Raw genomic sequence first — 24,437 nt, 5'->3', positions numbered from 1 at the left:
CGTACGAGGGACGAACACACGTCCTGGTACGGGGGTGGCGATGGCGGCCAGATACACCCGGGAGGCGCTGGCGGAGGCGGCGCGCACCGCGCGGGACATGGACGACGCCGTCCGCCGCTGCGGCGGCAGCCCGACGCCCAGCAGCAGGCGCTACCTGCGCAGGAAGTTCGCCGAGGCGGGCATCGACGCCTCACACCTCGCCCCGGAGCGGGCACGGCACACCGAGAGCCGGCTCCGGGAGGCGGTGGCCGCGGCGACCAGCGTCAAGGACGTCGTCCGGCGGCTGGGGATCAACCCGGTGGGCGGCAACCACGCGCACATCAGCCGCCGGATAGCCGCGTACGGAATCGACACCGGCCACTTCCGGCGAACACCCGGCCGCCGCCCCGACCCCGACGGCCCCGGCCCGCTGCGGCTGCGCACTCCCGGGGAGGGGCGGACCCCGGGTACGCGACTGCGGCAGGCGCTGCTGGCGGCCGGCGTGCCCGAGCGCTGCGCGATGTGCGGCACCGGACCCGAGTGGAACGGCAGGCCCCTGGTCCTGGAGGTCGACCACGTCGACGGGACGTGGTGGGACAACCGGCCGGAGAACCTGCGGCTGCTGTGCCCCAACTGCCACACGGTCACCGACACCTACCGCGGGCGGAAGAGGCGGCAGTGAAGCGCCCGACGTATGCACGCGACCTGCTGGCGCGCGCCGCCGCCGAGTCGGTCAGTCTCGCCGGGGTGCTGCGGCGGCTGGGCATCCCCGAGAGCACCACCACCCGGACGCGGCTGCGCCGGAGCCTGGCGGCGTACGGGATCGACACCGGCCACTTCACCGGCCAGGGGTACGCGCGCGGGGTCCCGTCACCGCATCGGCTGTCCGCGGACCGGATCCTCCGGCGGAAGGACGTCGGCGAGCGCCGGACGAAGACCGCGCAGTTGCGGCGGGCGCTCGACGATCTGGAGGTGCCGCACGTGTGCGTCGGGTGCGGGCTCGGCGACATGTGGCAGGGCAGGCGGCTGGTGCTGGAGATCGACCACGTCAACGGCGACCGGCTCGACAACCGCCGGGAGAACCTGCGGTACTTGTGCCCTTCCTGCCACAGCCAGACCCGGACGTTCGCGAACCCGTCGCGCCGCCCTGCGACGCTCCGGAACCCAGTACAGTAGCCCCCGGGGGCCCGTACCCCAGCTGGTTAAGAGGGCACCGATTTAGGGTCGGCGTGTCGTGGGTTCGAGTCCCACCGGGCCTACCGCTCAGGGCGCGGCACTCCACGAGTGGCGCGCCCTTTTCCGTGCCCGCGCTCAGCCCAGCAGCTCCGCCATCATCGGCGCCAGCGCCCGGAACGCCTTGCCGCGGTGGCTGATCGCGTTCTTCTCGTCGGGGGTCAGCTCCGCGCAGGTGCGGGTCTCGCCGTCGGGCTGGAGGACGGGGTCGTAGCCGAAGCCGCCGGTGCCGGCGGGGGCGTGGCGGAGGGTGCCGGTGAGGCGGCCCTCGGCGACGCGGGTGGTGCCGTCGGGGAGGGCGAGGGCGGCGGCGCAGGCGAAGTGGGCGGCGCGGTGCTCCTCGGCGATGTCGGAGAGCTGGGCGAGGAGCAGGTCGAGGTTGGCGGTGTCGTCGCCGTGCCGGCCGGCCCAGCGGGCGGAGAAGATGCCGGGGGCGCCGCCGAGGACGTCCACGCACAGGCCCGAGTCGTCGGCGACGGCGGGCAGGCCGGTGGCCTGGGCGAGGGCGTGCGCCTTGAGGAGCGCGTTCTCGGTGAAGGTGACGCCGGTCTCCTTGACGTCGGGGATCTCGGGGTAGGCGTCGGCGCCGACGAGGTCGACGTCGAGTCCGGTGCCGGTGAGGATCGCCCGCAGTTCGGTGACCTTGTGGGCGTTGCGGGTGGCGAGTACGAGGCGGCGCGTCATGGGTCCGATTATCCCGGGTGTGCCGGGTGCGTCCCGCGTACGGGGGGCGTACGCGGGACGCGCCCGGGTCGGGTCAGGCCTCGGTGACGGCTTCGAGCGCCGCCTTCTGGGCGGCGGTCAGCTCGGCGCAGCCGCCGACGGCGAGGGCGAGCAGCGCGTCGAGTTCGGCGCGGTCGAAGGGCTGGCCCTCGGCGGTGCCCTGGACCTCGACGAAGCGGCCGTCGCCGGTGCAGACGACGTTCATGTCGGTTTCGGCGCGGACGTCCTCGGTGTAGGCGAGGTCGAGCAGCGGGACGCTGTCGACGATGCCGACGCTGACGGCGGCGACCGTGCCGGTCAGCGGGCGGGACTTGGCCTTGATGAAGTGGTTCTGCTGCATCCAGGTGACGGCGTCGGCGAGGGCGACGTAGGCGCCGGTGATCGCGGCGGTGCGGGTGCCGCCGTCGGCCTGGAGGACGTCGCAGTCCAGGACGACGGTGTTCTCGCCGAGGGCTTTGTAGTCGATGACCGCGCGCAGGGAGCGGCCGATGAGGCGGGAGATCTCGTGGGTGCGGCCGCCGATCTTGCCGCGGACGGACTCGCGGTCGCCGCGGGTGTTGGTGGCGCGGGGCAGCATCGCGTATTCGGCGGTGACCCAGCCTTCGCCGCTGCCCTTGCGCCAGCGGGGGACGCCCTGGGTGGCGCTTGCCGTGCACAGGACGCGGGTGTCGCCGAAGGCGACGAGGACGGAGCCTTCGGCGTGCTTGCTCCAGCTCCGTTCGATGGTGACGGTTCGAAGCTCATCCGGCCTGCGGCCGTCGATTCGTGACATCCCCGCACCCTATCCGGGTGCGCCCGGGGCCCCTGCCGGGCTGGGCCCGGCCCCCCGTTGCCCTGCCGGGCGGAGGGCTTCTCCGCGCCCCGCGGGGGGTTCTCGTGAGGCGGCGCGCGGGGCCGCGCCGGGCGACCCGGCGCAGCTCCGCGCGCCTGCCCCTGCCACCTCCCCGGCGGGGCGCGGAGAGCATCGTCAATGCCCCCGGGGGCGAGAGCGCGGCGCCCGCACAGCCCGCGGCCGCTCGGCTGCGGCACCCGCACAACCCCGGGCGAGGGTACGGCGGCCTCACAACCAGCGGCCGCTCGGGTGCGGCGCCCGCGCAACCCCCGGTGGGGCTACATCATGTCTTCGATGTCCGCGGCGATCGGGTCGGCGTCGGTGCCGATGACGACCTGGATGGCGGAGCCCATCTTCACGACGCCGTGCGCGCCCGCGGCCTTGAGTGCGGCCTCGTCGACGAGCGCGGGGTCGCGGACCTCGGTGCGGAGCCGGGTGATGCAGCCCTCGACCTCTTCGATGTTGTCGATTCCGCCGAGCCCGGCGACGATCTTCTCTGCCTTGGTGGCCATTGGTGTCTCCCTGCTTCCCTGACCCACCGCGGGTCCGTAATGTCACGGTAACGCACGGTTGGCCCAACTTCACGGGCGGTAGGCCGCCCCATGGACCACCATGTCGATCATGGACGCCGGTCACCCGCACTCCCCAGTGGTCTACACCACTGTACGCGAGCAGCAGGTCCGCGGAGCCACCCGGTGAGCGCCGCGGACCCGGCGGCGGACGCCGCCGCGAGCGGACCCGTACGCCGCGGCCGGGGCAGCAGGTTCTTCCAGGGCCTGCAGAAGATGGGCCGCAGCCTCCAGCTGCCGATCGCCGTCCTCCCGGCGGCGGGCATCATCAACCGGCTCGGCCAGGACGACGTCTTCGGCCCCGACGGTCTGGGCTGGGACCGCGTCGCGAAGGTCTTCGTGGGCGCGGGCGGCGCGCTGCTGGACGGCAACTTCGGCCTGCCCCTGCTCTTCTGCGTGGGCGTGGCCATCGGCATGGCCAAGCGCTCGGACGGCTCGACGGCGCTCGCCGCGGTCGCCGGCTACCTGGTCTTCTTCGGCATCCTCACCCGCTTCCCGAAGGACTGCCCGCAGGGGTCGACGTACACCCAGCTAGGCCAGCTCGCGGGCGCGTGCACGCTCAAGGACGGGACGACGACGCTCGCGGAGTTCCAGACGCCGGGCGTCTTCGGCGGCATCGTGATGGGCCTGCTCACCGCCTTCTTCTGGCAGCGCTTCCACCGCACGAGGCTGCCCGACTGGCTGGGCTTCTTCAACGGCCGCCGCCTCGTCCCGATCATCATGTCGGGGGTGGCGATCGTCTTCGCCGTGGTCTGCCTGTTCATCTGGCCGCCGATCGGCGACGGCCTGACGAGCTTCAGCAAGAAGCTCGTGGACCTCGGCTCGTGGGGCGCGGGCATCTTCGGTGTCGCCAACCGCGCGCTGCTCACGGTGGGCCTGCACCAGTTCCTGAACACCTTCGTGTGGTTCCAGTTCGGCGACTTCACCAAGCCGGACGGCACGGTCGTGCACGGCGACATCCCGCGCTTCCTGGCGGGCGACCCGACGGCCGGCCAGTTCCAGACCGGCTTCTTCCCGATCATGATGTTCGCGCTGCCCGCGGCCGCGCTGGCGATGACGCACACCGCCAAGCCGCACCGCCGCAAGGAGGTCGGCGGCCTGATGCTGTCGGTCGCGCTGACGTCCTTCGTGACGGGCATCACCGAGCCGATCGAATACTCGTTCCTCTTCATCGCGCCGCTGCTGTACGCCTTCCACGCGGTGCTGACGGGTGTGTCGATGGCGCTGTGCTGGGGCCTGGGCATCAAGGACGGCTTCAGCTTCTCCGCGGGCCTGATCGACTACGTCATCAACTGGAACCTGGCGACCAAGCCGTGGCTGATCCTGGTGGTGGGCGCGGGCTTCGCGGTCGTGTACTACCTCCTCTTCCGCTGGGTGATCCTGCATTTCGATCTGAAAACGCCGGGCCGCGAGCCGGAGGAGCTGGGCGAGGAGCTGGAGCGCGACAACGTCAAGTAGCCGCCACGCCGCGTGACGGCGGCCCGGACCGTACGTAAGACCCCCTGGTCAGCAGGCCGGGGGGTCTTCGCTGTGCGTGAGCGGTGTGACGCAGCGCACCCGGAAGCGCGGATTCCTTTACCCGTAGGGGTCGTGTAAAACTGGTCTACACCACTGAGTGGTATAGACCACGGAGGAATCTGATGACAACGGCCACGGCCACCGCCGGCACTCCGGCGGCCCCCGCGAAGAAGCGGGGCTCCGGCCTCTTCCAGGGGCTGCAAAAGGTCGGCCGCAGCCTTCAGCTGCCGATCGCCGTCCTGCCCGCCGCGGGCATCCTGCTCCGGCTGGGCCAGTCGGACGTCCACGAAAAGTGGCACTTCCCGACGGACGTCACGAGGGTCTTCGCCGGTGCCGGCGGCGCCCTGCTGGACTCCTCCTTCGGCCTGCCGCTGCTGTTCTGCATAGGTGTGGCGATCGGCTTCGCCAAGAAGTCGGACGGCTCGACGGCGCTCGCCGCGGTCGTCGGCTTCCTGGCGTACTTCGCAGTGATCCACCAGTTCCCGATCGACCCGGGCACGCCCGGCATGAAGTACACGGGCAGCGGGCTCGGGGGCGGCTACTGGGCGAAGGGCGAGACCGTCGTCGGGGCCAGTTTCCAGAACCCCGGCGTACTGGGCGGGATCATCCTCGGCCTGCTGACCGCCGTGCTCTGGCAGCGCTTCCACCGCACCAAGCTGGTGGACTGGCTGGGCTTCTTCAACGGCCGCCGCCTGGTGCCGATCCTCATGGCCTTCACCGGCACCGCCCTCGGCGTGCTGGTGGTCGCGGGCTGGCAGCCGATCGGTGACCAGATCACCCACTTCGGCAAGTGGATGACCGGCCTCGGCTGGTTCGGCGCGGCGCTCTTCGGCCTGATCAACCGCGGTCTGATCCCGATCGGCATGCACCAGTTCGTCAACTCCGTCGCCTGGTTCCAGATCGGCGACTACAACGACGCGGCCACCCACACCGTGGTGCACGGCGACCTGACCCGCTTCTTCGCGCACGACCCGAGCGCGGGCCAGTTCATGTCCGGCTTCTTCCCGATCATGATGTTCGGCCTGCCGGCCGCCGCGCTGGCCATCGCGCACTCCGCGCGGCCCGAGCGCCGCAAGGCCGTGCTCGGCATGATGGTCTCGCTCGCGCTGACCTCGTTCGTCACCGGTGTGACCGAGCCGATCGAGTTCTCCTTCATGTTCATCGCGCCGCTGCTGTACGCGATCCACGCGGTGCTGACGGCCGTGTCGATGGCGGTCACCTGGGCCCTCGGTGTGCACGCGGGCTTCACGTTCTCCGCGGGCTTCATCGACTACGCGCTGAACTGGAACCTGGCGAGCAAGCCGTACCTGATCATCCCGATCGGGCTGGTGTTCGCCGCGGTCTACTACGTGGTCTTCCGCTTCGCGATCACGAAGTTCGACCTCAAGACCCCCGGCCGCGAGCCGGAGGAGGAGGTCGAGGACGTCACCCGCTGAGCGGGCGACCACCTCGGCACACTCCGAGAACCACCCGCCCCGGCGTCCGGCCGGGCCCCGTACCGATACGGGGACCTGCTGCGCACCTGCCGGGTGCCGGGGGCGGGCGGGTGTGAGGCGGGTGCGGTCTGCGGCTGGGCCTACAGCTGGTGCTGGGCTTACAGCTGGTAGACCGCGCCCGCCTTCGCCAGTTCCACGGGGCCTTCGTAGGCGGTACGGGCGTCGCGCAGGTTGAGCGCGGGGCTGGTCCACGGCGGGATGTGGGTGAGCACCAGGCGGGAGACGCCCGCGCGGGCGGCGATCCGGCCGGCCTCCAGGCCGTTGAGGTGGAGGTCGGGGATGTCCTCCTTGCCGTGCACGAAGGACGCCTCGCACAGGAAGAGGTCGGCGCCCTCGGCGAGGGTGTCGAGCGCGGCGCAGGGGCCGGTGTCGCCGGAGTACGCGAGGGTGCGGCCCTGGTAGCCGAGCCGGAAGCCGTAGGCCTCGACGGGGTGGCTGACCAGGTCGGTGGTGATGTCGAAGGGGCCGAGGGCGAAGCGGCCGGGGGTGAGGGTGCGGAAGTCGAAGACCTCGCTCATGCACTTCTCGTCGGGCACGTCGCCGTACGCGATGTTGAGCCGCCGCTCGGTGCCGGCCGGGCCGTAGACCGGGATGACGGGGGCGGGGCCGCCGTCGTGCCGGTAGTAGCGGGCGACGAAGTAGCCGCACATGTCGATGCAGTGGTCGGCGTGCAGATGGCTGAGCACGACGGCGTCCAGGTCGTACAGGCCTACGTGGCGCTGGAGTTCGCCGAGGGCGCCGTTTCCCATGTCGATCAGCAGCCGGTAGCCGTCCGCCTCGACGAGATAGCTCGAACAGGCCGAGTCCGCGGACGGGAAAGACCCCGAGCAGCCGACGACGGTGAGCTTCATTCCGGGAAACACCTCCGTGGGCGCGCCGCATCCACCCCATTCCTGAGGGCGTGGGGGTATTGGCGGAAGCGGTCCGCCATGTCTTGCGAGGGTAAGGCGCGCTGCGCCGCACGGGGCCACCGTGGTACCCGTGTGTGGGCGGAATCACCAGTCCGGGTGTCTTGGCGGGGCCTCGGCGGGCCGCGGGGGGGGCGTCCGGTTGTCCGGGGTTGCCCGGGTCGGCACCCGGGTGCCGGCTTCGGTGGCGGTGCGCCGCCGCGGCCCCGCGGGACCTGCCGCGCCGGCCGCAGAAGGGTGCGCGTCCCGGGGCGGCGCCCCGGGACGCGCGGGGGCTTCAGGCCCAGAGCTGGCCGTGCAGGGCGGCGACGGCGGCCTCGTCGCTGGGGGCGGTGTAGATGCCCGTGGACAGGTACTTCCAGCCGCCGTCGGCGACGACGAAGACGACGTCGGCGCGCTCGCCCGCGCGCTGCGCCTTGGCGGCGACGCCGAGCGCGGCGTGCAGCGCGGCGCCGGTGGAGACACCGGCGAAGATGCCCTCCTGGGCGAGGAGTTCGCGGGTGCGGCGGACGGCGTCGGTCGAGCCGACCGAGAAGCGGGTGGTCAGCACGGACTCGTCGTAGAGCTCCGGCACGAAGCCCTCGTCGAGGTTGCGCAGGCCGTAGACCAGGTCGTCGTAGCGCGGCTCGGCGGCGACGATCGTGACACCGGGCACCTTCTCGCGCAGGTAGCGGCCGACGCCCATGAGGGTGCCGGTGGTGCCGAGGCCTGCGACGAAGTGGGTGATGGTCGGCAGGTCGGCGAGGATCTCCGGGCCGGTGGTGGCGTAGTGCGCGCCGGGGTTGGCCGGGTTGCCGTACTGGTAGAGCATGACCCAGTCCGGGTGCTCGGCGGCCAGCTCCTTGGCGACGCGTACGGCGGTGTTGGAGCCGCCGGCGGCGGGCGAGGAGATGATCTCGGCGCCCCACATGGCGAGCAGCTCGCGGCGCTCGGAGGAGGTGTTCTCCGGCATCACGCACACGATGCGGTAGCCCTTGAGGCGGGCGGCCATCGCGAGCGAGATGCCGGTGTTGCCGGAGGTCGGCTCCAGGATGGTGCAGCCGGGGGTGAGCCGCCCGTCCGCCTCGGCCTGCTCGATCATGTACAGGGCCGGGCGGTCCTTGACGGAGCCGGTGGGATTGCGGTCCTCCAGCTTCGCCCAGACGCTCACCTCGCCGGACGGGGACAGGCGCGGCAGGCGGACCAGCGGGGTGTTGCCGACCGCCGCCAGCGGACTGTCGTAGCGCATCAGGCCATGCCCCCGGCGACGGCGGGCAGGATCGTCACGCTGTCGCCGTCCTTGACGTCGGTCGCGATGCCCTTGAGGAAGCGGACGTCCTCGTCGTTGAGGTAGACGTTGACGAAGCGGCGCAGCTCGCCCTCCTCCACGACCCGGGCCCGCAGGCCGGCGTGCCGGGTGTCGAGGTCGGTGAGCAGCTCGTCGAGCGTGCTGCCGGCGCCTTCCACGGACTTCTCGCCGTCGGTGTAGGTGCGGAGGATGGTGGGGATGCGGACCTCGATGGCCATTCGTTCGCTCCAGTGAGTGCGTGGGGCATGCGGGGGTTCGTGTCGCGGTGGCGACGCGGGCTGGCTGCGGTGCTGTGCGGGCCGTACGGGGTTCGTGCGGTCGTGCGGGCCTCGGGGCCTTGCGGGCCCCGGGGCGCGTGCGGCGGGGCGGGGCGCGCCGTCAGTCGCCGGGGGCGGACGGACACGCCGCGTTGGTGCGGCGGCACAGGTCGACGTGCAGCCGCGCCACGAGCAGCGAGCCCGGCGCCTTGTCGCTCACGTCGGAGAAAACCATGGGCTCATCGTATCGATTCCCGCCACCGGCCCCAGGGCCTCGTCTCGGTATCCGGGACGTCAGGCGTACGAAGCCACTACTTTGACCGGCTCTTCGGTCACGGTGCCGTCCACGATGCGGAACGAGCGGAACTGGGGCTCAGAAAACTCCTCCGCGGTGGACACCAGGACGTAGTGCGCGCCGGGCTCGTTGGCGTACGAGATGTCGGTGCGCGAGGGGTAGGCCTCGGTCGCGGTGTGCGAGTGGTAGACGATCACCGGCTCCTCGTCCCGGTCGTCCATGTCCCGGTAGAGCTTGAGCAGGTCGGTGGAGTCGAACTCGTAGAAAGTCGGGGAGCGGGCGGCGTTCAGCATGGGGACGAAGCGCTCGGGGCGGCCGCTGCCCTCGGGGCCGGCCACGATGCCGCAGGCCTCGTCGGGGTGGTCGGCGCGGGCGTGGGCCACGATCGCGTCGTGCAGCTCCTGGGTGATGGTCAGCATGCAAGAAAAGTACAGCGCGCTTGTCTCACGCCCCCTGCCGGTGGCCGGTCTCACAGCGCCGGGGGCATCGGGGTCACAGCGCCGCCGCGTCCGGGGCGGCCGGGCCCTCCGGGGCGCCCGGCGCGAGCGCGTCCGCGGGCGGCGGGGGCAGGTGCGGGCGGCGGGCGAAGGCGGCGGGGTTGCGCCGCCGCAGCACCCGGTAGCCGGCCGCGAGCAGCGCGAGCCACACGGGCACCCCGTAGAGCGAGACCCGGGCCTGGCTGTCGGCGCCGGTCATCACCAGCACGGCGGCGAGGAAGCCGAGCGCGGCCCAGCTGGCGGCGGCCCCGCCGGGCGCGCGGAACCACGCGGTGGCGGCCCGCCCGGCCCGTACGGCGGCGCGGTAGCGGATGTGCGAGCAGAGGATCACGCCCCACGTCCACACCCCGGCCACCGTCGCGAAGGCGGTGATGTACGTGAACGCGCCGTCGGGGTCGACGTAGTTGATCCACACCCCGACGCCCATCAGGGCCACCGACGCGGCGGTGCCGGCCGCGGGGGTGCGGCGGCCGGTGAGGCGGGAGAAGAAGGCCGGGCCCTGGCCGTTGACGGCGAGGTCGCGCAGCATGCGGCCGGTGGAGTACATGCCGGAGTTGCAGGACGACAGGGCGGCCGACAGCACCACGAAGTTGACGATGCCGGCGCCGAAGGGGATGCCGATGACGGCGAAGGCGGCCACGAAGGGGCTCACGCCCGGCTGGAAGTGCGTCCAGGGCACCACGCACAGGATGACGGTGAGCGCGCCGACGTAGAAGAGCACGATGCGCCACGGCAGGGTGTTGATGGCCTTCGGCAGCGTCTCGCGGGGGTTCTGCGCCTCGCCCGCGGTCACCCCGACCAGTTCGACGGCGATGTAGGCGAACATGACGATCTGCAGGGTCAGCAGCGAGCGGCCCACCCCGTTGGGGAAGAAGCCGCCGTCGTGCCACAGGTGGCCGACCGACGCGGTGTCACCGGCCGCCGAGACGCCGAGGGTCAGCACGGCGACGCCGATCAGGATCATTCCGACGATCGCCGTCACCTTGATCATCGACAGCCAGAACTCGACCTCTCCGAAGAGCTTGACCGAGATCAGGTTGGCCGCGAAGAGCACCAGCAGGAAGCCGCCGGCCGCCGTCCACTGCGGCACGCCGGGCCACCAGAACTGCACGTACGTGGCCGCGGCGGTGACCTCGGCCATCCCGGTCACCACCCACATCAGCCAGTACGTCCAGCCGGTGACGTAGCCCGCGAAGGGCCCCAGGAACTCCCGGCCGTAGTCGGCGAAGGAGCCGGACACCGGGCGGTAGGTGAGCAGCTCGCCGAGCGCGCGCATGATCGCGAAGACCGCGGCGCCGGCGACCGCGTACATCAGGATCAGGCTCGGGCCCGCCTGGTGGATGGCGCGGCCGGCGCCGAGGAAGAGCCCGGTGCCGATGGCGCCGCCGATCGCGATCATCTGGATCTGCCGGCTGCCGAGCCCGCGCTCGTAGTCCGCGTCCGCGTCCCCGCCCGCGCCCGTGCCGCCGCCCGGGGCGGGGGCGTCGGGCGGTACGTCCTTCACGTCCGTCATGCCCGGATCCGTACCACGCGGGCGGTACGCCGGAATCCGCGCTCCGCCACCCGGGGGGCCGCCGGGCGCGGAAGGGCTCAGCCGGTCATGGCCTCGACGAGGGACTCCTGGAGGCTGCCGAGCCAGAGGTAGGCCATCACCATGGGCTTGCGCTCGTCGCTGTCGGGCAGCTGGTAGAGGCCGTTCTGGTCGTCCTCGCTGACATCGAGGTAGGTGCCGATGGTCAGCCGCAGGTCGTTGAGCGCGCCGAGCCACTGGCGCGCCTCGGGGGCGGCCAGCCGCAGCTCGGAGCCGTTGCGGTCGAGGCTGCGGACCATCGCGAGGGCGTCCTCGCGCTTGCGGGAGCGCAGGTCGTTCTCGGTGAAGCGGCGGAATTCCGACGCGTCGCCGTCGTCCTCGTACGCGTTCGGGAAGAGCCTGGCCAGCGCCGGGTCCTCGGGCGGCTTGCTGGGCCCTTCTGCGAACAGCTCGGCCAGCGGGTCGGCCTCCGCGTCGGGGTCGGCGGCGCCCGGGCCCGGGCCGATGAGCTCCAGCAGCTGCACGGCGAGCGTGCGCAGGATGGAGATCTCGTCCTCGTCCAGCAGGATCACGGCGCCTCCGCCGTCGACGCCCGTGAACACGCCCCGCCGGGCGCGGCGGCGGCCCATCAGCGGTCCTGCGACAGGGTCGCCCACAGGCCGTAGCCGTGCATCGCCTGCACGTCGCGCTCCATCTCTTCGCGGGTGCCGCTGGAGACCACGGCTCTCCCCTTGTGGTGGACGTCCTCCATGAGCTTGGTGGCCTTGTCCTTGGAGTAGCCGAAGTACGTCTGAAAGACGTACGTCACGTAGCTCATCAGGTTGACGGGGTCGTTGTGCACGAGTGTGACCCAGGGAACGTCCGGCTCCGGCACCTCGAACGGCGCTTCGCTCGACGCGGGGCGGGTCTCGACAGGCTCGACAGGCGCGACACTCACAGGTTCCATGCTGCCGCCGGTGGGGGCTCTCGCACAAATGGGCGTGCCGGAGGGGGTGCGCCGGGGCGCGCGGTTCCCCCGACCGCGCCGCCGCGCGCCGTGTGAGGGGGCGCACACGGCGGAGATCTCGTCAGTTTGACGAAATCGGGGGTAGCATCGGCGCCATGAGCACAGCAGAGCTGGGACTGCCGGTGGACGTGCCGTCCACCGCGCTTTTCACCGACCGCTACGAGCTGACCATGCTGCAGGCAGCCCTGCGCAGCGGCGCCGCGCACCGCCGCTCGGTCTTCGAGGCCTTCACCCGGCGGCTGCCGGAAGGCCGCCGCTACGGCGTCGTCGCGGGCACCGGCCGGGTGCTCGACGCCGTCGAGAACTTCCGCTTCGACGCGCCCGTCCTGGACTTCCTGCGCCGCGAGCAGGTCGTCGACGACGACACCCTCGAATGGCTGGCCGGCTACCGCTTCACCGGCGACATCTGGGGCTACCCCGAGGGCGAGGTCTACTTCCCCGGCTCGCCGATCCTGCGCGTCGAGGGCACCTTCGCCGAGGCCGTCGTCCTGGAGACGGTCGTCCTGTCGATCCTCAACCACGACTCCGCCATCGCCGCGGCCGCCTCCCGGATGGCCGTCGCCGCCGGCGGCCGCCCGCTGCTGGAGATGGGCGCCCGCCGCACCCACGAGCTGGCCGCCGTCGCCGCCTCGCGCGCCGCGTACGTCGGCGGCTTCCGCACCAGCTCCAACCTCGCGGCGGGCTTCCGCTACGGCATCCCCACCGTCGGCACCAGCGCGCACGCCTTCACGCTGCTGCACGACACCGAACGCGACGCCTTCACCGCCCAGGTCGACTCCCTCGGCCGCGGCACCACGCTGCTCGTCGACACCTACGACGTCGCCACCGCGGTCCGCGCCGCCGTCGAGATCGCCGGGCCCGAACTGGGCGCGGTCCGCATCGACTCCGGCGACCTGCTGCTGCTCGCCCACCGGGTGCGCCAGCAGCTCGACGACCTCGGGGCGAAGAACACGAAGATCGTCGTGACCTCCGACCTCGACGAGTACGCCATCGCGTCGCTCGCCGCCGCGCCCGTCGACTCCTACGGGGTCGGCACGACGCTCGTCACCGGCAGCGGGCACCCGACGTGCTCCATGGTCTACAAGCTCGTCGCCCGCGCGGGCGCCGACGGGGGCCCGCTCGTACCCGTCGCGAAGAAGTCCATGGGCGGCAAGACCAGCGTCGGCGGCCGCAAGTGGGCCGCGCGGCGGGTCGACGAGGACGGTGTCGCCGCCGCGGAGGTCGTCGGCAGCGGCCCGATCCCCGCGGAGCTTGCCGACCGGCAGCTGCTCGTGCCCCTCGTCCGGGGCGGGGACATCATCGGCCGCGAGCCCCTGGAGACAGCGCGGCTGCGCCACATCGAAGCTCGCGCCTCGCTGCCCCTGTCGGCGACCCAACTCTCGCGGGGCGAGCCCGTCCTCCCCACGGAGGTCCTCTGACCCTGCGGGGGCGTTTTCTCCCCTGACCCGCCCCTTCCCGAAACCGGGGCTCCGCCCCGGGCCCCGGCTGCGGAGGACGGTTCTTCTGCCGCGCAGGGCGAGCGTTTTTAGGGGCGCGAGGAACTGCGCGACCAGCCACAGCGCGCCTGCGCGTCGCCACCGACCGAAAGGGGCAGCCCGGTCCGTCCCGGACCACCGGCCGGTGGGTGGTTGCTCGCGCAGTTCTCCCCCAGGCTCCGCCCGGGAGGTGCCCCCACGCGCCCCTGGCGGGGCGCAGCCCCTTCGCAGAAGGTGGGCCCCGGGGTGCAGCCCGCGGAGGGGTGCGGGACAATCCCAGGGCTCGGGTCCTCACATCGCATCCGCCGGAAGGGCACTATGCACCGCGCACTCATCGTCGTCGACGTGCAGAACGACTTCTGCGAGGGAGGCAGCCTCGCGGTTGCCGGTGGGGCGGACGTGGCCGCCGGGGTCACGGACCTGATCGGGGAGTCCGCCGGGAGCTACCGGCATGTCGTGGCGACCCGGGACCGGCACATCGACCCGGGAGACCACTTCTCGGAGCAGCCGGACTTCGTGACGTCCTGGCCGGTGCACTGCGTGGCGGGGACGGAGGGCGTCGGCTTCCATCCGAACTTCGCGCCCGCGGTGGCCTCGGGCGCGGTGGACGCGGTCTTCGACAAGGGCGCGTACGCCGCCGCGTACAGCGGTTTCGAGGGGCAGGACGAGAACGGGACGAGCCTCGCGGACTGGCTGACCTCGCGGGAGGTCGCCGAGGTGGACGTCGTGGGGATCGCGACCGACCACTGCGTGCGGGCCACCGCGCTGGACGCGGCGCGCGCCGGGTTCGGGACCCGGGTGCTGCTGCGGCTGACCGCGGGGGTGGCGCCGGAGACCGTCGAGGCGGCGCTCGGCGAGCTGCGCGGCGCGGGCGTCGAGCTGGTCGAGGCCTGAGCCTCACACGCGGTTGAGCGCGGATATCGGGTGCCAGGGGTCGGACGTCCTGGCGCGGTAGTCGCGCCAGATCAGCCCGTCCGGGTGGTGCAGGACGGCGCTGATCTCGTCCGGCGTGGGCGGTTCGGCGTTGCCGGAGATGCGGGCGCCGCGGAAGCCGAGGTTGCTGAGCCGGGTCAGGGCGCGCTGCCGGTTGAGCGCGTGCACGACCACGCGTATCCGGTGCGCCGGGTCGGCAGGGTGCGGCAGCGCGAGCGCCACGATCACCGTGCCGCTCGGCAGCTTGCTGAAGCCTCCGACCGCCATGGTCACATCGTGCGCCGTTCGGCCGCCGTCCACCAGCAGACGGCGGCCGAACGCATCGTTACCGCAGGTCAAACACCCCGTGTCGGGGTCAGCGGTGTGCCGGGCCGACCTGCACCGTGAGGGTGCTGCCGTCCAGCGGCTGGGACAGGATCGTCAGGCGCGTGTTGGTGTCGGGCACCTGCACGCTGCCGTACGGGTTGCTCGGGTCGTAGTAGCTGCCGTAGTGGTCGTCGAAGACCGGCGCCCCGAGCTTGGGCCTGATCTTGGTCGCGACCCCGTTGTTGTGCAGGGTCAGGCCCTTGGTCGGGTACCAGCTGAAGGTCGAGTCGTACGCCTGGATGCGGTTGCGCATGATCGAGCCGTCCGACCACTTCTCGGCCTTGGCGTGCGCGTCGACCGGGAGTATCTCGCCCTGACCGGGGTGCAGGCCGACGTCGTTGTTGGCCTGCGAGGTGTCCCACAGCCAGACGAGCAGCCCGTTCTGGTACGGGAAGTGCTCGGCCTTCTGCGGGGCGGTGTTCAGCCAGCCGAAGTTGTACGGGCCGGTCTTCAGGGTCTGGTCGAAGGAGACGTACTGCCGGTTCTCCGCGATGTAGAACTCGGGGTAGTCGTCGGTGAAGGACGCGCCGATGCGGGTGAAGCCCTTCGCCGTCCAGCCGTTGTCGTCGCCCTCGGCGCCGTCGCTGAAGACCGGCGCGCCGTCCGCGGTGACGCTGATCGCGTCGGCGGTGAAGCCCTGCTGGGCGACGCCGCCGTCGGTCAGGTAGCGGAAGCGCAGCTGGATCTGCTGCCCGGCGTAGGCGTCGAGCGGGAAGGACAGGTCCTCGTAGGCGCCGCTGGTGCCGGTCAGCGCCGGGTAGCCGCCGCCGTCGCGGGGCAGCGTCTTGCCGTTCGCGGTGCCGTCGACCGGGGTCCAGTTGGCGCCGCCGTCGGTGGAGACCTCGGTGTAGAGGTAGTCGTAGTTCTCCTCGATGTCCCACCAGCCCTTGAGAGTGAGGGACGCGGAGGTCCTGCCCGTGAGGTCCACCGAGCGGGTCAGGGTGTTGGCCAGGTTGTCACCGCTGCCCGACCACCACTGCTTGTCGCCCTCGGCCGGCTGGGTGACGGTCGTGGTCACCGTCTTGTCCGGGAGGCTGACGATCAGCGCCTGCTTGTCCTTGGTGTTGTACTCGGCGACGCCCAGCTTGGTGGTGGAGCGCGTCGCGGCCTTGGCCGTGCCGTAGTTGAGCCAGCCGAGCTGGAGCTTGTCCCAGGCGTTCATGTCGTCGGGGCGGTCGCCGATCGAGTCGCCGCCCGTGCCGAGCCAGGAGCCGGAGGACATGAGCGTCCAGAAGGCGGTGTTGTTCTCGCCGATGTACGTGGTGTCGTACTCGTCGGGCAGGCCCAGGTCGTGGCCGTACTCGTGGGCGAAGACGCCGAGGCCGCCGTTCTCCGGCTGGAGGGTGTAGTCGCCGACCCAGATGCCGGTGTCGCCGATCTGGGTGCCGCCCGCGCGGTTGTCCGCCGGGCCGGTGCGGCCGACGTCGGTGCCGTACGCGTACCAGCGGTGCGCCCACAGCGCGTCGGTGGCCTGCGCGCCGCCGCCGCCGGACTCGTCGACGCCCGCGTGCACGATCTGGAAGTGGTCGATGTAGCCGTCGGGCTCGTTGAAGTTGCCGTCGCCGTCGTAGTCGTAGCGGTCCCACTGGTCGTACTGCGCCAGGTCCGCCTTGATCTGCGCGTCGGTGCGGCCCTGGGCCTTCTGGTCGGCGACGTACGCGGTCGTCGCGTCGCGGATCAGGTCCCAGGCGCTGGAGCAGATGGTGCTGCCGCAGTAGTTGGAGCCGTAACGGGCCTCGTTCCAGGGCACCTTGACCCAGGCGGAGACCTCGCCGTCCACGGAGTAGCGGCCCGAGGACTGGCGCTCGTAGTAGGTGGCGAGCGAGTCCTTGCCGGCGGCGTGGCTGAAGTACAGGTCCTGGAAGTGCTGCTGGTTGTAGTCGGCCTGCCAGGCGGTGCTGGTGTCCTTGGAGCGGTCGGGCTTGGCGATCTCGTTGTGCGCGGGGCCCGGGTCGCCGCCGTACTGGGTGACGGGCGGCTCGGGGCCGTCGGGTCCGTCCGGGTCGTAGGTGGTCGTGTCGTCCACCTGGTCGCCGAACTCCGCCAGGATGGTGAAGATCTTGTCGGTCTTCTCCCGGCCCAGCTCGACGTACTTGCTCTTGCCCTTGCCGCCCTTCGCGCCCTTGCCGCGGCCGAGGTCGACGACCTTCGAGCCGCCGATGGTCTGCACGGTGGCCTGCCCCGCGACGACCTGCTGGAGCGCGGCGGACCGCTCGGCGTCCTGCTGCGCGCTGAAGGGGCCCGGCAGGTCGTGGGACTGGTTGCCCGCCGGGTCGTGGGACGAAGCCGCCGGCACGCCCGCGGGCGCGCTCCCCCGGTCCGCCCCGGCGGCGCCCGCCGCGGTGGCGGTGGGCAGCACCCCCAGAACGGCGATGGCCAGGGACAACGCGGCGGTGTGGGTGATCCTCCGCTGAATCTTCAAGATTAATTGACCTCCCCTTGGGAAAGGCCATTGCATCGGAGTGCCGGAGGAAAAAACAGACCTTGACTTGAGCATGGCAGGACAGTACGTTTACCGGTTTCACGGCTCCGCTGAGCGGACGTCAGGACTCCCCGACTCCCGTACACGGCCCGGACGGTGACGCTCCCTCCGGCCGCGCTCCCCGTGCGCCGCACACCTCGCACGGCGTCGGACGCGCGTGCGACCCCGTGCGCCCCCTCGTGCACCGCGCCGGGGGTTAGGTTGTGCTTACCGGGTGGCGCCCCCGGGCATGCCGAACACGAGCCACCCGTCAGCGTGCCCCCTCTTCGACGTACCCGAGGACGGTCCTTCCGATGCCACGTCCGACGACCGCGCAACTCGCCTACGGTTCCCTCACCGTCGTCCTGTCCACCTTCGCGGCGCTGCTGCTGTCCGACGTACGCTCCGGCGCCGCCGTCGTCGCCGTTGCCGCCGCCGGGCTGCTGCTCGGCCTGTTCGTCGCCGCCGCCGTGACCATGCCCGCCGTGGCCCGCCGCCGTGCCACCGCCACGCTGCCCACCGCCGTCTCCGTGCCCCGCTCCCGGGTGGCCGGCGGCGCGGAGCCGCAGCGCGTCGGGGAGCACAGCCTGCGGCGCTGAGACCTCGTGCGGCGCCGCCGTCCCCTGCGTGCGGCGCCCCATCAGACGGCGGTCACGACCACGGTCCTGGCCGCCTTCTCGTGCAGCCCCTGCTTGTACGGCTTGTCGAACGCCACGGTGATCCCGATCAGCAGGAACCAGAAGCAGCTGCAGCAGAAGGCCGGCAGCCACAGCACCGCGGCGCGCACCGCGGCCGCGTTCGTGGTCGGCACACCGCCGTCGGAGAGCATCGCGGCCCGCAGGCCCATCAGCTTCTTGCCCACCGTCTGGCCGGTGGACTTCGTCATGTACCACTCGTAGAGGAAGCCGAGCCCGGCCGTGAAGACACCGCCGATCGCGGAGCGGCCGTAGCTGAAGTCGTTGCCGTTGACGCCGCCGGCCGCCCAGTCCAGCAGGCCCGCGGGAATCAGCACGATGACGATGTCGATGATCCGGGCGATGACGCGCTTGCCCGAGTCGGCGAGCGGCGGCATCCCCGGCAGCGGCTCGGGCCCCCCGCCGCCCCCGCCGCCGTACCCGGGCGGCGGGTTGTCGTACGGATTGCCCCCGCCGGGCGGCGGGTTCCCGAACGGGTTGCCTCCGCCGGGGGGCGGGTTCCCGTACGGGGTGCCCCCACCCGGCGGCGGGTTCCCGTACGGATTGCCGGGCGGCGGCTGGGTGGGCGGCGGCTGATCACTGCTCATGACCCGAGTCAAACCCGCGGGCTGACGGTGCGCCCGCCGCCAAGATCCATCCGGGGGACCCTGCCCCCGCGGGGGTCAGGCCCCGGCGACGAAGGTGCGGGCGGCCTTGTCGTGCCAGCCCTGGCGCCAGGGGCGGTCGAAGAGCGCCCAGGCCACGCCGACCACGCCGACGGCGAGGGCGTTGAGGACCGAGCGCAGCGCCCAGCGGCGCAGGCTGACCCCGAAGCTCGGGGGGAGCTGGCCCTCGATGTCGAGGACCTTCAGACCCATCAGCTTCTTGCCCAGCGTGCGGCCCCACCGCGCGGTGGGCAGCACTTCGAGAAGCAGCCCCGCGAGCAGCGCGACCAGCAGGATCGCCCCCGCCTCCGCACCGGTCGTGGTGTCCAGGAGCGACACCTTGACCGTCTCCCCGGTGAGCTTGGCCGCGTCCACCTTGTCCTTGGCGTGGTGGTAGGCCGCCGAGCCCAGCGGCAGCGCCGCCGCCCCGGTCACGGCGGCGAAGAGCACGGTGTCGACCAGCCGCGCGGCGAAGCGGCGCCACAGGCCGCCGGGGCGGTCGTGGCCGCGGGCGGAGGCGAAGGGGTCGGCGGCGACCGGCCGCCACGGCACCGCGGCGCCCTCCCGGGCGAGTTCCTGGACCTGCTCCGCCCAGGGCGCCGGGCCCTGCTGCGGCACCGCGGGCGGCGCGGCGGCGGCCGCCGGGCCCTGGGCGGCCGGGGGCCCCACGGGCGAGGGCGTCGTCCACGAGGGCTGCGCGGGCGCCTGCGGCTGCGGCACCATCGGCCGCGCCCCGCCCCGCCCGTCCGGCGCGCCCCAGGAGATCGGCGGCAGGTCACCGCCGGGCGGATTCGCGGCCGGCACCGGCCACACCGGCGCGCCGGCCGCCGGACCCTGGGCGGCCGCGGCCGCCGGGGGCCGGGAGGCCGTAGGGTCGGGCCAGACCGTGCCCCCGGCGGAGGGAGCGGGGAAGGCCGGGCGGGCGGAAGGCGCCGCCTCCGGCTCGCCCTGGACGGCGGCGGGCGCGGTCGGGTCGGCGTCCAGGAAGACGGGACCGGACTCGTCCACCGCCGGTGCCGCGGGCGCCGGCGGTGCGGACGCGGCCGGCGGGGTGCCCCCGGGCGCGGGGCGGCTCGTACCCGGCACCCATGCCGTGCCGTTCCAGTACCGGATGTAGTTCGGAATCGACGGGTCCGGGTAGTAGCCCGGCGCCGGCGACGGCGAGCCACCGGCCCCGGCCGCGCCGGAAGGACCGGAAGGACCAGAAGGGGGAGCGCTCATGGGTCACAGCTTCCGTATCTGCTCGGCCAGGGGATACAGCGTCCAGACATACCAGACCCGGGGGGCCGTTGGACCCGCGCCACCGCGCGCCACCCCGTCTGACACGTCAATACCCGTCCGCGCCGCCGCGCGCCCCCTCTTCCGGAATTTTGAACCGAAACCCGAGAAGTCGCGTAATGGTGAGGGAGGCACGCGCTCTCTCCAGGTGCTGGCCCCGATCGCGACACCCGCCAACTGGGGCCACCGCGCCAAGGAAAGGACGTCGACTCGATGCAGACCGTGGTGGAACGCGAACTTGAAATGCAGTTGGTGCTGTCGCCCGAGCGCAGCATCCCGGTACCGGCCCGACTGGTCTACCGCACGAACGACCCGTTCGCCGTGCACGTCACCTTCCATGTGGGCTCCGACCTGCCCGTCAACTGGACCTTCGCCCGCGAGTTGATCGTGGAGGGCGTCTTCCGCCCCTGCGGGCACGGTGACGTGCGGATCTGGCCGACGAAGGTGGGCGGCCGCAGCGTGCTGTGCATGGCGCTCAGCTCACCGGACGGCGAGGCGCTGCTGGAGGCGCCGTCGTCGCCCGTCGCGGCGTGGCTGGAGCGCACCCTGCGGGCGGTGCCGCCGGGCACGGAGCACGAGCAACTGGGCATGGACGACGGCCTGGAGCGGCTGCTCGCGCCCGCCGCCGGCGACGACCTGTGGCTGCGCGACCCGTGGAAGGACTCGGACGACACCCCCGACACGGGTGCGTGACGCGAGCGCGCCGGGAGACCGCCAGGCGGAGGGGGCCTCAGAAGACCTTGCCGGGGTTGAGCAGCCCCTTCGGGTCGAACACGGCCTTGATGCCGCGCTGGAGATCCATGCCGACCGGGCCGACCTCCCGGGCCAGCCACTCGCGTTTGAGCAGCCCCACCCCGTGCTCGCCGGTGATCGTGCCGCCGAGTTCCAGGCCGAGCGCCATGATCTCGTCGAAGGACTCCCGGGCCCGCCGGGTCTCGTCGTCGTCGTGCCGGTCGAAGCACACCACGGGGTGGGTGTTGCCGTCGCCCGCGTGCGCGCACACCCCTATCGTCAGGTCGTGCTTGGCGGCGATCGCGGCGACGCCCTCCAGCATCGCGGCGAGCCGCCCGCGCGGCACGCACACGTCGTCGATCATCATCGCCGTCGACACCTTCTCCAGCGCCGTGAGCGACAGCCGCCGCGCCTGGAGCAGCATCTCCGACTCCGCCGCGTCCTCCGCCGGGACGACCTCGGTCGCGCCCGCGGCCGTGCACAGCTCGCCGACGGCCGCGAGGTCGGCCGCCGCGTCCGGGGTGTCGAACGCGGCGAGCAGCAGCGCCTCGGTGGACTCCGGCAGCCCCATCTTCGCCATCGCGTTGACCGCCCGCACGGTCGTGCCGTCCATCAGCTCCAGCAGCGACGGCACGTGCCCGCGCTCCATGATCGCGCACACCGCCGCGCCCGCCGCGGCCGCCGACGGGAATTCGGCGACCATCGCGAGCTGCTGCGGCGGCGCGGGCCGGAGCGCCAGCACCGCCTTCACCACGACCCCGAGGGTGCCCTCGGAGCCCACGAACAGCCGCGTCAGGTCCAGTCCCGCGACGCCCTTGGCCGTACGCCGCCCGGTCGTCAGCAGCCGCCCGTCGGCCAGGACGACGTCCAGGCCGAGCACGTACTCGGCGGTGACGCCGTACTTGACGCAGCACAGGCCGCCCGCGCCCGTCCCGATGTTGCCGCCGATCGTGCACTGCTCCCAGCTCGACGGGTCCGGCGGGTAGTACAGCCCCTGCTCGGCGACCGCGCGCGACAGCACGGCGTTGACGACGCCGGGCTCGACGACCGCGATCCGCTCCACCGGGTCGATCTCCAGGATCCGGTCCATCTTCGCGAGCGACAGCACGATGCAGCCGTCCACGGCGTTGGCGCCGCCCGACAGCCCCGTGCGGGCGCCCTGCGGCACGACCGGCACATCGTGGGCGGACGCGGTCCGCAGCACGTGCTGCACCTCTTCGGCGGTGCGCGCCAGCACGACGGCGAGCGGCGTGCCCGCCGCGGAGAACCCTGCCATGTCCGCGGAGTACGCCTCCGCGACCGCCGCGTCCGTGATCACTGCCCCGCCGGGCAGCCCGGCCGCCAACTCCTCGATGACCTCACCCATCCCCTTACCTTCGCATCCGCGACACCTGTCGCACTAGGCCTCTCCTCTGCGAGGAGCCCGAGCCACCAGGGGCGCGGGGAACTGCGCGAGCAACCCACCACCGGCCGGTGGTCCGGTACGGACCGAACTGCCCCTTTCGGTCGGTGACGACGTGACGGTACGTCTTGGCTGAGCGCGCAGTTCCCCGCGCCCCTGAAAAGCGCCGCCCTGCGCAGAGGGCAGGCACCGCGGTGTGACGTCGGTCGCACAGACGTGGGGGGCCGAGCGTCAGAGCCGAGGCCCGGGCCGGAGGCCTATACGCTGGGGCGTCCCACGGGCCGGCTGGGCCGGCCACCGCCTTCCACCCCCCGCCGGAGACCGTGACTACCTCGCACCCCCACCACCTGTCCCCCGCCTTCCCCGGCCGCGCGCCCTGGGGAACGGCGAACAAGCTGCGGGCCTGGCAGCAGGGCGCCATCGACGCGTACGTGGCGCGCCAGCCGCGGGACTTCCTGGCGGTGGCGACCCCGGGCGCCGGAAAGACCACCTTCGCGCTGTCGCTCGCGTCGTACCTGCTGCACAACCACCTGGTGCAGCAGATCACCGTCGTGGCGCCGACCGAGCACCTCAAGACGCAGTGGGCGGACGCGGCGGCGCGGATAGGCATCCGGCTGGACCCGCAGTACAGCGCGGGTCCGGTGGGGCGGGAGTACCACGGCGTGGCCGTGACGTACGCGGGCGTCGGCGTGCGGCCGATGCTGCACCGCAACCGGTGCGAGTCGCGCAAGACGCTGGTGATCCTGGACGAGATCCACCACGCGGGCGACAGCAAGTCGTGGGGCGAGGCCTGCCTGGAGGCCTTCGAGCCGGCGACCCGGCGGCTGGCGCTGACCGGCACGCCCTTCCGCTCGGACACCAACCCGATCCCGTTCGTGGCCTACGAGGAGGGCAACGACGGCATCCGCCGCAGCTCCGCGGACTACACGTACGGCTACGGCAACGCGCTCGCCGACCACGTCGTGCGGCCGGTCATCTTCATGTCCTACAGCGGCAACATGCGCTGGCGCACCAAGGCGGGCGACGAGATCGCGGCCCGGCTGGGCGAGCCGATGACGAAGGACGCGACCGGGCAGGCGTGGCGTACGGCGCTGGCGCCGACCGGCGAGTGGATGCCCAACGTGCTGCGGGCCGCCGACCAGCGGCTGACCGAGGTGCGCAAGGGCATCCCGGACGCGGGCGGCCTGGTGATCGCCACGGACCAGGACTCGGCGCGGGCGTACGCCAAGCTGCTGCGCGAGCTGACCGGCAGCAAGCCGACGGTGGTGCTGTCCGACGACACGGGCGCGTCCAAGCGCATCGAGGACTTCAGCGCGTCGGAGGACCGCTGGATGGTCGCGGTGCGGATGGTGTCCGAGGGCGTGGACGTGCCGCGGCTGGCGGTCGGCGTCTACGCCACGACGATCTCCACGCCGCTGTTCTTCGCGCAGGCCGTGGGCCGTTTCGTACGGTCGCGGCGGCGCGGCGAGACGGCGTCCGTCTTCGTCCCGACGATCCCGACGCTGCTGGAGTTCGCCGCGGAGATGGAGGTCGAGCGCGACCATGTGCTCGACAAGCCGAAGAAGGCGGGCGAGGACGACCCGTACGCCGAGGAGGACCAGCTGCTCGCGGAGGCCGAGCGGGAGCAGGACGAGGCCACCGACGAGGACCAACTGCCCTTCGAGGCGCTGGAGTCCGACGCGGTCTTCGACCGGGTGCTCTACGACGGCGCCGAGTTCGGCATGCAGGCGCATCCGGGCAGCGAGGAGGAGCAGGACTACCTGGGCATCCCGGGGCTGCTGGAGCCGGACCAGGTGCAGATACTCCTGCAGCGGCGGCAGGCCCGGCAGATCGCGCACAGCCGGCGCAAGCCGGACGAGGAGGCGGATCTGCTGGAGCTGCCCGCCGAGCAGCGCCCGGTCGTCTCGCACCGGCAGCTGCTGGAGCTGCGAAAGCAGTTGAACACCCTTGTCGCCGCGTACAACCATCAGAGCGGCAAGCCGCACGGCGTGATCCACACGGAGCTGCGCCGGGCGTGCGGCGGTCCGCCGAGTGCCGAGGCGACCGCGGGTCAGCTCGGCGAACGGATCAAGAAGGTGCAGGAGTGGGCCACCCGAATGCGATGATTTCTCCCGTGTTACAGGGATATGAAAAGCGACGAGGCGTCACCACACCGCCCGGATTGTGGACGACCTCTTCCGCTGAGCGGTACACGCCCGCTACCGTGCCGATCACGCACGCGCCGTGGCAGAGCCGCCGCGGAGCGCAGCCGGTAAGCCGACATCCGGCGGCCTCTCCGCGCACCGCCGCGGGACCGGCGGTGCATCCCCCCGACAGGCG

The 24,437-nt window shown here is 72.4% G+C and carries 24 protein-coding genes and 1 tRNA gene; 10 read left to right on the top strand and 15 right to left on the bottom strand.

Annotated elements, in window-relative coordinates:
* Positions 1-40: 40 nt before the first annotated feature.
* The 3 genes from ACH4SL_RS08935 (at position 41) to ACH4SL_RS08925 (ending at position 1,238) form a co-directional block, all read left to right on the top strand.
* Positions 41-661 (top strand): HNH endonuclease signature motif containing protein, encoded by a 621-nt coding sequence (locus ACH4SL_RS08935; RefSeq protein WP_398442843.1) that lies wholly within the window; start codon positions 41-43, stop codon positions 659-661.
* A complete protein-coding gene (locus ACH4SL_RS08930; protein ID WP_398442841.1) occupies positions 658-1,155 on the top strand; it encodes an HNH endonuclease in 498 nt (165 codons plus the stop codon). The genes ACH4SL_RS08935 and ACH4SL_RS08930 overlap by 4 nt, the downstream gene beginning before the upstream one ends.
* Positions 1,156-1,162: 7 nt before the next feature.
* Positions 1,163-1,238: transfer RNA gene (locus ACH4SL_RS08925), tRNA-Leu, on the top strand.
* A gap of 52 nt (positions 1,239-1,290) precedes the next feature.
* Here ACH4SL_RS08925 and rdgB read toward each other — a convergent pair.
* The 3 genes from rdgB to ACH4SL_RS08910 form a co-directional block, all read right to left on the bottom strand.
* Positions 1,291-1,896 (bottom strand): RdgB/HAM1 family non-canonical purine NTP pyrophosphatase, encoded by a 606-nt coding sequence (gene rdgB / locus ACH4SL_RS08920; RefSeq protein ID WP_398442839.1) that lies wholly within the window; start codon positions 1,894-1,896, stop codon positions 1,291-1,293.
* 73 nt (positions 1,897-1,969) lie between these two features.
* Entirely contained in the window at positions 1,970-2,707 is a 738-nt protein-coding gene (gene rph / locus ACH4SL_RS08915) for a ribonuclease PH (protein ID WP_398442836.1), read from the bottom strand.
* 338 nt (positions 2,708-3,045) lie between these two features.
* The gene (locus ACH4SL_RS08910) at positions 3,046-3,279 is read right to left on the bottom strand and encodes a glucose PTS transporter subunit EIIB (RefSeq protein ID WP_031524681.1); all 234 of its coding nucleotides are present in this window, start codon (positions 3,277-3,279) and stop codon (positions 3,046-3,048) included.
* Positions 3,280-3,552: 273 nt separating this feature from the next.
* Between ACH4SL_RS08910 and ACH4SL_RS08905 the strand changes: the two genes are divergently transcribed.
* Complete coding sequence (locus ACH4SL_RS08905; RefSeq protein ID WP_398444041.1) at positions 3,553-4,794, top strand: PTS transporter subunit EIIC; 1,242 nt, start codon at positions 3,553-3,555, stop codon at positions 4,792-4,794.
* Between the two features lie 182 nt (positions 4,795-4,976).
* Positions 4,977-6,290: a PTS transporter subunit EIIC gene (locus tag ACH4SL_RS08900; protein ID WP_398442834.1), complete on the top strand. Its 1,314-nt coding sequence runs from the start codon at positions 4,977-4,979 to the stop codon at positions 6,288-6,290.
* A 158-nt stretch (positions 6,291-6,448) separates the two neighbouring features.
* Here the strand turns inward: ACH4SL_RS08900 and ACH4SL_RS08895 are convergent, their stop codons facing one another.
* The 7 genes from ACH4SL_RS08895 to clpS all read right to left on the bottom strand — a co-directional run bounded on the left by ACH4SL_RS08895 (position 6,449) and on the right by clpS (position 12,072).
* Positions 6,449-7,201: an MBL fold metallo-hydrolase gene (locus tag ACH4SL_RS08895; RefSeq protein WP_398442832.1), complete on the bottom strand. Its 753-nt coding sequence runs from the start codon at positions 7,199-7,201 to the stop codon at positions 6,449-6,451.
* Positions 7,202-7,535: 334 nt separating this feature from the next.
* Positions 7,536-8,486 carry a PLP-dependent cysteine synthase family protein gene (locus ACH4SL_RS08890; RefSeq protein WP_398442830.1) on the bottom strand — a complete coding sequence of 317 codons (951 nt, stop codon included), beginning with the start codon at positions 8,484-8,486 and terminating at the stop codon, positions 7,536-7,538.
* Positions 8,486-8,764, bottom strand: a complete 279-nt coding sequence (locus ACH4SL_RS08885; protein WP_398442828.1) for a MoaD/ThiS family protein — start codon at positions 8,762-8,764, stop codon at positions 8,486-8,488. The genes ACH4SL_RS08890 and ACH4SL_RS08885 overlap by 1 nt, the downstream gene beginning before the upstream one ends.
* 333 nt (positions 8,765-9,097) lie before the next feature.
* On the bottom strand, positions 9,098-9,517 hold the full coding sequence (locus ACH4SL_RS08880) for a Mov34/MPN/PAD-1 family protein (RefSeq protein ID WP_031524693.1): 420 nt from the start codon (positions 9,515-9,517) through the stop codon (positions 9,098-9,100).
* 73 nt (positions 9,518-9,590) lie between these two features.
* Entirely contained in the window at positions 9,591-11,108 is a 1,518-nt protein-coding gene (locus ACH4SL_RS08875; RefSeq protein ID WP_398442825.1) for an amino acid permease, read from the bottom strand.
* 77 nt (positions 11,109-11,185) lie between these two features.
* Positions 11,186-11,755: a DUF2017 domain-containing protein gene (locus ACH4SL_RS08870; protein WP_398442823.1), complete on the bottom strand. Its 570-nt coding sequence runs from the start codon at positions 11,753-11,755 to the stop codon at positions 11,186-11,188.
* Positions 11,755-12,072, bottom strand: a complete 318-nt coding sequence (gene clpS / locus ACH4SL_RS08865; RefSeq protein ID WP_398442821.1) for an ATP-dependent Clp protease adapter ClpS — start codon at positions 12,070-12,072, stop codon at positions 11,755-11,757. Before clpS ends, ACH4SL_RS08870 begins: the two co-directional genes overlap by 1 nt.
* A 155-nt stretch (positions 12,073-12,227) precedes the next feature.
* Here clpS and ACH4SL_RS08860 point away from each other — a divergent pair, with 155 nt between their 5' ends.
* Together ACH4SL_RS08860 and ACH4SL_RS08855 are read left to right on the top strand one after the other, a co-directional pair.
* A complete protein-coding gene (locus ACH4SL_RS08860) occupies positions 12,228-13,550 on the top strand; it encodes a nicotinate phosphoribosyltransferase (protein ID WP_398442819.1) in 1,323 nt (440 codons plus the stop codon).
* Between the two features lie 375 nt (positions 13,551-13,925).
* Positions 13,926-14,501 carry an isochorismatase family protein gene (locus ACH4SL_RS08855; protein WP_398442816.1) on the top strand — a complete coding sequence of 192 codons (576 nt, stop codon included), beginning with the start codon at positions 13,926-13,928 and terminating at the stop codon, positions 14,499-14,501.
* A 3-nt stretch (positions 14,502-14,504) separates the two neighbouring features.
* On the opposite strand, the gene ACH4SL_RS08850 is transcribed toward ACH4SL_RS08855, so the two are convergent.
* Both ACH4SL_RS08850 and ACH4SL_RS08845 read right to left on the bottom strand, forming a co-directional pair.
* Complete coding sequence (locus ACH4SL_RS08850; protein WP_398442814.1) at positions 14,505-14,807, bottom strand: hypothetical protein; 303 nt, start codon at positions 14,805-14,807, stop codon at positions 14,505-14,507.
* An 88-nt stretch (positions 14,808-14,895) separates the two neighbouring features.
* Complete coding sequence (locus ACH4SL_RS08845) at positions 14,896-17,328, bottom strand: immune inhibitor A domain-containing protein (protein ID WP_398442812.1); 2,433 nt, start codon at positions 17,326-17,328, stop codon at positions 14,896-14,898.
* 353 nt (positions 17,329-17,681) lie between these two features.
* Here ACH4SL_RS08845 and ACH4SL_RS08840 point away from each other — a divergent pair, with 353 nt between their 5' ends.
* Positions 17,682-17,966 (top strand): hypothetical protein, encoded by a 285-nt coding sequence (locus tag ACH4SL_RS08840; RefSeq protein WP_398442810.1) that lies wholly within the window; start codon positions 17,682-17,684, stop codon positions 17,964-17,966.
* 41 nt (positions 17,967-18,007) lie between these two features.
* Here the strand turns inward: ACH4SL_RS08840 and ACH4SL_RS08835 are convergent, their stop codons facing one another.
* Together ACH4SL_RS08835 and ACH4SL_RS08830 are read right to left on the bottom strand one after the other, a co-directional pair.
* On the bottom strand, positions 18,008-18,649 hold the full coding sequence (locus tag ACH4SL_RS08835; RefSeq protein ID WP_398442808.1) for an RDD family protein: 642 nt from the start codon (positions 18,647-18,649) through the stop codon (positions 18,008-18,010).
* A gap of 75 nt (positions 18,650-18,724) precedes the next feature.
* Positions 18,725-19,927: an RDD family protein gene (locus tag ACH4SL_RS08830; protein WP_398442806.1), complete on the bottom strand. Its 1,203-nt coding sequence runs from the start codon at positions 19,925-19,927 to the stop codon at positions 18,725-18,727.
* 270 nt (positions 19,928-20,197) lie between these two features.
* On the opposite strand from ACH4SL_RS08830, the gene ACH4SL_RS08825 reads away from it, so the two are divergent.
* On the top strand, positions 20,198-20,677 hold the full coding sequence (locus ACH4SL_RS08825; RefSeq protein WP_398442804.1) for an SsgA family sporulation/cell division regulator: 480 nt from the start codon (positions 20,198-20,200) through the stop codon (positions 20,675-20,677).
* A 37-nt stretch (positions 20,678-20,714) separates the two neighbouring features.
* Here ACH4SL_RS08825 and ACH4SL_RS08820 read toward each other — a convergent pair whose 3' ends face one another.
* On the bottom strand, positions 20,715-22,082 hold the full coding sequence (locus tag ACH4SL_RS08820) for an FAD-binding oxidoreductase (protein ID WP_398442802.1): 1,368 nt from the start codon (positions 22,080-22,082) through the stop codon (positions 20,715-20,717).
* Positions 22,083-22,441: 359 nt separating this feature from the next.
* On the opposite strand from ACH4SL_RS08820, the gene ACH4SL_RS08815 reads away from it, so the two are divergent.
* Positions 22,442-24,223 carry a DEAD/DEAH box helicase gene (locus ACH4SL_RS08815; RefSeq protein WP_398442800.1) on the top strand — a complete coding sequence of 594 codons (1,782 nt, stop codon included), beginning with the start codon at positions 22,442-22,444 and terminating at the stop codon, positions 24,221-24,223.
* Positions 24,224-24,437 lie beyond the last annotated feature (214 nt).

Source organism: Streptomyces sp. NPDC021020, from assembly GCF_044333285.1.
Classification (GTDB): domain Bacteria; phylum Actinomycetota; class Actinomycetes; order Streptomycetales; family Streptomycetaceae; genus Actinacidiphila.
The sequence above is the reverse complement of the archived record's forward strand: the minus strand, read 5'-3'. Positions and strand labels throughout refer to the sequence as shown.